This is a genomic window from Vibrio sp. 10N.222.46.A1 (genome assembly GCF_041473595.1).
GTDB classification, from domain to species: domain Bacteria; phylum Pseudomonadota; class Gammaproteobacteria; order Enterobacterales; family Vibrionaceae; genus Vibrio; species Vibrio tasmaniensis_A.
The window spans coordinates 1-6,059 of record NZ_JBFRSN010000244.1 but is presented as its reverse complement, the minus strand read 5'-3'; the positions used below and the strand labels follow the sequence as shown (position 1 = coordinate 6,059).

Genomic DNA, 6,059 nt, shown 5'->3' with positions numbered 1-6,059 from the left:
CTCGTATCTCGTATCTCGGATACAAAAAAGCCTCGCAATAGCGAGGCTTTGAAAATCTTCTGCTCTTAACTAAAGAGCATTAACGCAAGGTCTGAATTACTTCAGCATACCTTCGTTAGAGTTCTCACGAACGTGCTTAAGAATAGACTTAACACCACGTGCGCTTGAAGCAACAACATTACCAGAGGTCATGTAATCAGTGCCGCCTGCAAAGTCAGTCATGATAGCACCCGCTTCACGAGCGATTAGATCGCCAGCTGCTAGATCCCATGGCTTAAGGCCTAGTTCTAAGTAACCGTCAACACGGCCAGCTGCTAGGTAACATAGGTCAAGAGCTGGAGAACCAGTACGACGGAAATCAGCACAATCAACGAATAGACCAGAGATGATCTTCATGAAAGATTCAGAGTGTTGTTTTTGCTTGAATGGGAAACCAGTCGCTAGAACAGTACCTTGAAGGTCTTTTAGTTGAGTAACACGCATACGAGCGTTGTTAAGTTGAGCGCCAGCGCCACGTTGAGCTGTGAATAGCTCGTTTAGCATTGGGTCATAAACACAAGCAACTTCTGTACGACCGTTCATGCGAACAGCGATAGATACAGAGAAGTGAGGGAAACCTTTTACAAAGTTGTTGGTGCCATCTAGTGGGTCAACGATCCATTGTACGTCAGAATCTTTACCTTCAGTTAGGCCTGACTCTTCAGAAATAATGCTGTGCTCTGGGTAAGATGATTTGATTGTCTCAATGATCATGTACTCAGCTTCTTGAGCAATGTTAGTAACGTAATCGTTGTTACCTTTTAGAGACGATTCGATCTTATCAGTTGTTTCTAGAGATTTAGCAATATGGTTGCCAGCTTTACGCGCAGCGCGTATCGCAATGTTTAGCATTGGATGCATATGGTTTTTCCCACAAGATGTTAAAGAACAGTTTAAAGCGGCGGCGAGTATACCAAAGTTTCCCCAAAAGGGAAGTGGTTATTTTTTGAACTCTTGATTTCACATTCCGAGAAGGGTCTGACCATTTTACTTAGCTATGTGTTAATATCTCGCGATTATTTTTAAAGTGGTGTCATATAGCATGTTAGACAATGTAAAAGTCGTTCTGGTTGGTACGTCTCATTCGGGAAATATCGGATCAGCAGCTCGCGCAATGAAAGTGATGGGTTTGAGTCAGTTAGTTCTTGTAGACCCTCAATGTGAAGTTGACGAGCAGACCTTAGCACTGGCTGCGGGTGCAGGTGACATCGCGGAAAACGCGACCATCGTTTCTACACTGGATGAAGCAGTAAAAGACTGTGGTTTGGTGGTTGGTTCGAGTGCACGCTCTCGTACGCTTGAATGGCCAATGCTTGAGCCGCGTGAATGTGGACAAAAATTTGCAGTTGAAGGTCAAAAGCACCCTGTAGCGTTAGTGTTTGGCCGTGAGCGCACTGGCTTAACCAATGATGAGCTTCAGAAGTGTCATTTCCATGTATGTATTCCTGCAAACCCAGAATACAGCTCACTAAACCTAGCAATGGCAGTGCAGACTCTGAGCTACGAAGTGCGTGTAGCTCACCTTGATATGGTCGCTAGCCAATATCAGCCACAGCAACAAGATGAGTACCCTCGTCACGAAGAACTAGAAATGTTCTATGAGCACCTTGAAAAAGTGATCATTGATACCCAATTTATCTCTAAGGATAAGCCGGGTCAGGTGATGAATAAACTACGTCGTCTGTTCAGTCGAGCTCGTCCAGAGTTGCAAGAGATCAACACTCTACGCGGCATTTTGACTTCAATTGAGAAGAGCAAAAGCGACAAATAAAGCCCGCACAAACAATAAGGGTGAATACCTGACTAAAATAGTCAACTAAATACTTGACCAATTTAGTCGGGTATGGGAAGATTCCAACCACATAAACAATGTGGATACGGTGTGATATGAAACTTACATCTAAAGGAAGATATGCGGTAACAGCTATGCTAGATGTAGCACTGCATTCGCAAAAAAGCCCAGTTCCTCTGGCTGATATTTCAGAGCGACAAGGCATCTCGTTATCTTACTTAGAACAGCTATTTTCTAAGTTACGTAAAGCTGGCTTAGTTGCTAGTGTTCGTGGTCCTGGCGGTGGTTACCGTTTAGGTGCTGAAGCGAGCGACATCGCTGTCGGAACTGTAATTGCTGCAGTAGACGAATCAGTTGATGCAACTAAGTGTCACGGTCGAGCAGATTGCCAAGGTGGCAGTCGTTGTTTAACTCACACTTTATGGCGTGATTTAAGCTCCCGAATCAGCAGCTTCTTAAACGACATTACGCTCGGTGAGCTAATGAAAGATAACGAAGTTTTAGAGATTTCTGATCGTCAAGATATCGATCTTGCGGTTAATAATGGTTTTGCACATAAAAATACGAGCACTACAACGATTAGTGCAGCACCTCACGGTGTTAATGCCCGCTCTTAGCGGTCAGTTTTTACATTGGAGTAGAAAATGAAACTGCCTATTTACTTTGACTATTCAGCTACATGCCCAGTCGATCCACGTGTTGCTGAAAAAATGGTTCAGTGCATGACGATGGACGGTAACTTCGGTAACCCTGCATCTCGTTCACACCGTTACGGCTGGCAGGCAGAAGAATCAGTAGATAATGCTCGTGAGCAAATTGCCGATCTACTAAATGCAGACCCACGTGAGATTGTTTTTACGTCAGGTGCTACAGAGTCAGATAACCTTGCTATCAAAGGTGCAGCGCACTTTTACGAGAAGAAAGGTAAGCACGTAATCACGTGCAAAACAGAACACAAAGCGGTTCTTGATCCATGTCGCCAACTAGAGCGTGAAGGTTTTGAGGTTACATACCTTGAGCCAGAAGCTAACGGCATCATCGATCTAGACAAGCTACAAGCTGCAATGCGTGAAGATACTGTTCTAGTTTCTATCATGCACGTAAACAACGAGATTGGTGTAATCCAAGATATCGGTGCAATCGGCGAATTATGTCGTGCACGCAAGATTATCTTCCACGTTGATGCGGCGCAGTCTGCGGGTAAAATCCCACTAGACGTAAAAGAGATGAAAGTTGATCTTATCTCTATGTCTGCACACAAAGCATACGGCCCTAAAGGCATCGGTGCTTTGTACGTTCGTCGTAAGCCACGTATTCGCCTTGAAGCGCAAATGCACGGTGGCGGTCATGAACGTGGTTTCCGTTCTGGTACGCTTGCTACTCACCAAATCGTGGGTATGGGCGAAGCGTTTGCTATCGCTAAGCAAGACATGCAGAAAGATTACGACCACGCACTAGCACTTCGTGAGCGCCTATTGAAAGGTGTTCAAGATCTAGAAGCAGTAACCGTAAACGGCGACTTAGACCAACGTGTACCACACAACCTAAACGTGAGCTTCGCTTTCGTTGAAGGTGAGTCTCTGCTTATGTCTCTAAAAGACCTAGCGGTATCATCAGGTTCTGCATGTACATCAGCAAGCCTAGAGCCTTCATACGTTCTACGTGCTCTTGGTCTGAACGATGAACTGGCACACAGCTCAGTACGTTTCTCATTCGGCCGTTTCACAACGGAAGAAGAAATCGACTACGCGATTGCACAAATCCGTGTAGCGGTAAACAAATTACGCGACATGTCTCCTCTATGGGATATGTATAAAGAAGGGATTGATTTGAACACTGTTGAGTGGGCTCATCACTAATCTCACGGAAATAGAGGATTCGAGGTAACTATCATGGCATATAGCGAAAAAGTAATTGATCACTACGAAAACCCACGTAACGTAGGTTCGTTTGATAAAGAAGACCCAAGTGTAGGTAGCGGCATGGTTGGCGCACCGGCTTGTGGTGACGTAATGAAACTGCAAATCAAAGTATCTGCAGAAGGTATTATTGAAGACGCAAAATTCAAGACTTACGGTTGCGGTAGCGCAATCGCTTCTAGCTCACTGGTTACAGAGTGGGTTAAAGGTAAAAGTATTGATGAAGCTGCTGCTATTAAAAACTCTGAAATCGCAGAAGAGCTTGAGTTGCCACCAGTGAAAGTTCACTGTTCAATTCTTGCTGAAGATGCAATCAAAGCAGCTGTTGCGGATTACAAAAAGAAGCACTAATCGCTTCAATACCGTAATTACGTCGACAAAATAAGTAATATTTTGGAGCACCCTTTGTGCTCCCACCTGAGTTCTCAATTTATATAAAACACAAGGTTGTAGTATGGCCATCACCATGACAGATACGGCAGCAAGCCGAGTTCAAGCTTTCCTAGATAACCGTGGTAAAGGTCTCGGGTTACGCTTAGCAGTAAAAACTACTGGCTGTTCGGGTATGGCGTATGTACTGGAATTCGTTGACGAGCTTAACGAAGAAGACGAAGTGTTTGAGCACTCAGGTGTTAAGGTCATCATTGATCCAAAGAGCCTAGTATACCTAGACGGTACTGAGCTTGATTATGTAAAAGAAGGCCTAAACGAAGGTTTTGAATTCAACAACCCGAACGCGAAAGGCGAATGTGGTTGTGGTGAGAGCTTCAATGTTTAAACGCTTGAATCGTTAAGCGTTGTAAGCGAAGAATAAAATTAGGCTCTGAACAAAGAGCCTAAACTTAGGACCACCTTTACATGAATCATTTCGAATTATTTGGGCTACCACTTCAGTTTCAACTGGATGGTAGCCTTCTTTCTTCTCAGTTTAGAGATCTGCAACGCCAATTCCATCCTGATAAATTTGCGATAGCTTCTGAGCGTGACCGCTTATTAGCCGTGCAAAAAGCGGCACAAATCAACGATGCGTATCAGGTATTGAAGAATCCAATCAGCCGAGCAGAATACCTGCTAGTTCAACACGGTGAAGACATTCGTGGCGAACAACAAACCATGCAAGATCCGATGTTCCTGATGGAGCAAATGGAACTGCGTGAAGAGCTGGAAGATATCGCAGACAGTTCTGATCCTGAAGATGCGCTATTTGCATTTGAAGGCAAGGTTAGCAAAATGTATAAACAACAATTAAGCGCTATCCAACAAGAACTCGAAAGCGAAGCTTGGCTAGAAGCTGCAGACCGAGTAAGAAAGCTTAAGTTTATTGCAAAATTAAAGAATGAAATCGAATTAGTTGAAGATCGTTTGATCGGCTAGTTTGTATAACAAGGACACATCCATGGCACTACTTCAGATTGCAGAACCAGGGCAAAGCGCCGCTCCTCACCAGCACAAGCTTGCTGTGGGTATTGATTTAGGTACAACAAACTCGTTGGTTGCTGCAGTACGCAGTGGCGAGGCAAGTACACTCGTTGATCAACAAGGTCGAAGCATTTTACCTTCAGTTGTTCACTATACGTCAGAGTCGTACACCACTGGCGATGAAGCTCGTGCTAACGCGCAGACTGACCCTAAAAATACCATTATCTCAGTTAAGCGATTAATCGGTCGTTCACTGTCAGATATTCAACAGCGATACCCGTCTCTGCCATATCAGTTTGAAGAAAGTGATAATGGTTTACCTGTGATCCGCACAGAACAAGGCAACAAGAACCCAATCCAGGTTTCTGCGGATATTCTACGAGCGCTTGGCCAACGTGCTGAGTCTACGTTAGGCGGTGAGTTATCTGGCGCCGTAATTACGGTTCCTGCGTATTTTGATGATGCACAGCGTGCTGGTACGAAAGACGCGGCTCAACTTGCTGGTCTTCACGTGTTACGTCTTCTTAATGAACCTACTGCGGCAGCGATTGCTTACGGTCTGGATTCAGGTAAAGAAGGGGTGATTGCGGTTTATGACCTTGGCGGTGGCACGTTTGATATCTCTATCTTACGCCTGTCTAAAGGTGTTTTTGAAGTATTAGCAACGGGTGGCGACTCTGCATTAGGCGGAGACGACTTTGACCACTTGATCGCAGAGCACTTCCAAGAGCAAATGGGCTTATCAGAGCTAACCGCAGAACAGAATCGTATTCTTCTAGATGCAGCAACAGAAGCGAAGATTGGCTTATCTGAAGCTGAAAGCGTTAATGTTGAAGTGTTGGGTTGGGCTGGTTCATTAACTCGTGAAGAGTTTGAAGACATCATTAAGC

At 44.6% G+C, this 6,059-nt stretch carries 8 protein-coding genes; 7 read left to right on the top strand and 1 reads right to left on the bottom strand.

All coding sequences use genetic code 11. From position 1 onward, the window contains the following. Window positions 1-96: 96 nt before the first annotated feature. Entirely contained in the window at window positions 97-900 is an 804-nt protein-coding gene (suhB, locus tag AB4496_RS08345) for an inositol-1-monophosphatase (RefSeq protein ID WP_009848284.1), read from the bottom strand. 181 nt (window positions 901-1,081) lie between these two features. Between suhB and trmJ the strand changes: the two genes are divergently transcribed. The 7 genes from trmJ to AB4496_RS08310 form a co-directional block, all read left to right on the top strand. Then, a complete protein-coding gene (gene trmJ, locus AB4496_RS08340; RefSeq protein ID WP_009848285.1) occupies window positions 1,082-1,810 on the top strand; it encodes a tRNA (cytosine(32)/uridine(32)-2'-O)-methyltransferase TrmJ in 729 nt (242 codons plus the stop codon). A 116-nt stretch (window positions 1,811-1,926) separates the two neighbouring features. Next, a complete protein-coding gene (gene iscR, locus AB4496_RS08335) occupies window positions 1,927-2,448 on the top strand; it encodes a Fe-S cluster assembly transcriptional regulator IscR (RefSeq protein ID WP_010440512.1) in 522 nt (173 codons plus the stop codon). Window positions 2,449-2,475: 27 nt separating this feature from the next. Then, the gene (locus AB4496_RS08330; RefSeq protein ID WP_009848287.1) at window positions 2,476-3,690 is read left to right on the top strand and encodes an IscS subfamily cysteine desulfurase; all 1,215 of its coding nucleotides are present in this window, start codon (window positions 2,476-2,478) and stop codon (window positions 3,688-3,690) included. Window positions 3,691-3,723: 33 nt separating this feature from the next. Further along, window positions 3,724-4,101, top strand: coding sequence for a Fe-S cluster assembly scaffold IscU (iscU, locus tag AB4496_RS08325; protein WP_004735094.1), 378 nt, complete (start codon window positions 3,724-3,726; stop codon window positions 4,099-4,101). 103 nt (window positions 4,102-4,204) lie between these two features. Further along, on the top strand, window positions 4,205-4,528 hold the full coding sequence (gene iscA / locus AB4496_RS08320; RefSeq protein ID WP_004735095.1) for an iron-sulfur cluster assembly protein IscA: 324 nt from the start codon (window positions 4,205-4,207) through the stop codon (window positions 4,526-4,528). Between the two features lie 80 nt (window positions 4,529-4,608). After that, window positions 4,609-5,124 carry a co-chaperone HscB gene (gene hscB / locus AB4496_RS08315; RefSeq protein WP_009848288.1) on the top strand — a complete coding sequence of 172 codons (516 nt, stop codon included), beginning with the start codon at window positions 4,609-4,611 and terminating at the stop codon, window positions 5,122-5,124. A 22-nt stretch (window positions 5,125-5,146) separates the two neighbouring features. Next, the coding region (locus tag AB4496_RS08310; protein ID WP_372130803.1) for an Hsp70 family protein at window positions 5,147-6,059 on the top strand (913 nt) is incomplete at its 3' end.